Origin of the sequence: Caenibacillus caldisaponilyticus, assembly GCF_002003465.1 — a bacterium.
Lineage (GTDB): Bacteria > Bacillota > Bacilli > Bacillales > Sporolactobacillaceae > Caenibacillus > Caenibacillus caldisaponilyticus.
In genome coordinates, this window is record NZ_BDDQ01000158.1 from 1 (window position 1) to 1,963 (window position 1,963).

At 49.3% G+C, this 1,963-nt stretch carries 1 protein-coding gene and 2 pseudogenes; all 3 read left to right on the forward strand.

Annotation, left to right across the window (positions count from 1 at the left end; genetic code table 11):
- Nucleotides 1-187, forward strand: a pseudogene (locus CCB157_RS16995) (IS21-like element IS5376 family transposase); the annotation flags it as partial.
- A pseudogene (locus CCB157_RS17000) lies at nucleotides 184-399 on the forward strand (ATP-binding protein); the annotation flags it as partial. The pseudogenes CCB157_RS16995 and CCB157_RS17000, both read left to right, overlap by 4 nt.
- Before the next feature lie 101 nt (nucleotides 400-500).
- Nucleotides 501-1,736: an IS256 family transposase gene (locus tag CCB157_RS17005; RefSeq protein ID WP_077616958.1), complete on the forward strand. Its 1,236-nt coding sequence runs from the start codon at nucleotides 501-503 to the stop codon at nucleotides 1,734-1,736.
- Nucleotides 1,737-1,963 lie beyond the last annotated feature (227 nt).

The following is a 1,963-nucleotide window of genomic DNA, read 5'->3' on the forward strand; positions in this document are numbered from 1 at the left end:
ATTCGATTGTATTATCGAGGGGAGGAGATTTCTTACTTGAACCAACAGAAAAAAGTGATTTCATTCGCCGAAAAAATCAAAAAGAAACAGACGGAAATGGCCGTCACCATTTCGCCTGTTTCGGTGGAAGGTGGATACTCGTCCATTGTCCGTTTATGACACATTCCTGCGAGGGGAAAGCTCATGAAAGAACAAATACACGAGTATTGCCACCGTCTTCATTTGCCTGTCATGGCGGAGCGATGGTCCGCCATGGCAGAATACGCAGCTACTCATAATATACCATATTCGGAGTTTTTATTCCGCTTATTAGAGGCGGAAATCATCGAAAAACAGGAACGATCGATCCAAACGCTCATCAAACTGTCCAAACTGCCATATCGCAAGACAGTTGAGTCCGTAAAATTGTGTAAAAAGGAAATGTAAAAAGAGCCACGTTGCTTTCCCTTTGATAGAATGGACATTGACCAAAACAAAAAACAAAAAGGAGGAAAGCAACTATGGCTCAATACAATATTACAATAAGCGATGAAATCCTGCACGGGTTCCTGTCGCAAGATCAAGGACTGGCCAAACTGTTGGAACAGGTCTTGAATCAAATCCTTGAAGCCCAGTTAACGGATCAACTTGGCGCCGGCCGTTATGAGCGCACAGAGGAACGAAAAGGCTATCGAAACGGGTCTTATCCCCGGCAATTGACGACTCGGGTGGGACGGTTGACCTTGCGCGTGCCGCGGACAAGGGATGGGGAATTTTCCACCGAACTCTTTCAACGTTATCAACGGAGCGAACAAGCTCTGGTACTGGCCCTCATGGAAATGGTCGTAAACGGAGTGTCTACCCGCAAGATCACCCAAATCACAGAAGAATTGTGCGGGACTTCGTTTTCCAAGTCCACGGTCTCCGCGTTGTGCAAAGGACTGGATCCGATGATCCAAAATTGGAATCAACGTTCCCTTCATGAACACGTGTATCCGTTTGTGTTGGTGGATGCCATTTATACGAAAGTGCGGGAGGATGGTCAGGTTCGCTCCCGGGCCGTTTTCATCGCCGTCGGGGTGAACGAGAAAGGATACCGGGAAATTCTTGGCCTGCAAATCGGAAACAGCGAATCGGAAACCAGCTGGAGCGAGTTTTTCGGATGGTTGAGAGATCGGGGACTCCGGGGAGTGGACTTGATCCTTTCCGATCAACACGGCGGACTGGTACGAGCCATTGAAAAACATTTCCAAGGCGCGACGTGGCAGCGGTGCCAAACGCATTTTATTCGCAATATCCTCGATGCGGCACCAAAGTCTGTACAGAATGCTTTACTCGATGAGATTCGCGGAATTCTTCACGCCCCCAATAAGCAGGCGGCACGGCTGTTATTGGAACAAGTGTTGGCCAAATGGGAGGAGAAAGTCCCTAAAGCGATGCAAATCCTCGAAGAGGGATTCGAAGACGCCACCGCCGTATTGGACTATCCGGACCGTTACCGGCGGCGCCTGCGCACAACCAATGGCATCGAACGGCTCAATGAGGAAATCCGCCGCAGAGAACGGGTGATCCGCATTTTTCCGAACCGGGAATCCGTGTATCGCCTCGTAGGCGCCGTGTTGATCGAAATGGACGAAAAATGGATATCGGGACGCAAATACCTGGATATGTCCGACTATTGGCAGTGGCGGAAAACGAAAAGTCAAGAAGTTCAAACGATGAACGAGGAAGTTTCCACGATCAAGAAAGTGGGATAATGACTTTGTCGTGTCAAGGGGAACGTGGAATACCGCAGCGAAGCGAGGATATGCCGCGAAAGCGCCTTGACACGCCTGTTCATTGACAACATGATTGTTTGTCCGGCAAGTCTCCCTGCCGGTCGCCTTGCCGGACTTACCTGCCATCCATCAAGTCATCAGGTCCATGTTTCTATCAAAGGGAAATTTACACAATAAAATGGACTTGACCATCGTTGGGCGGGATG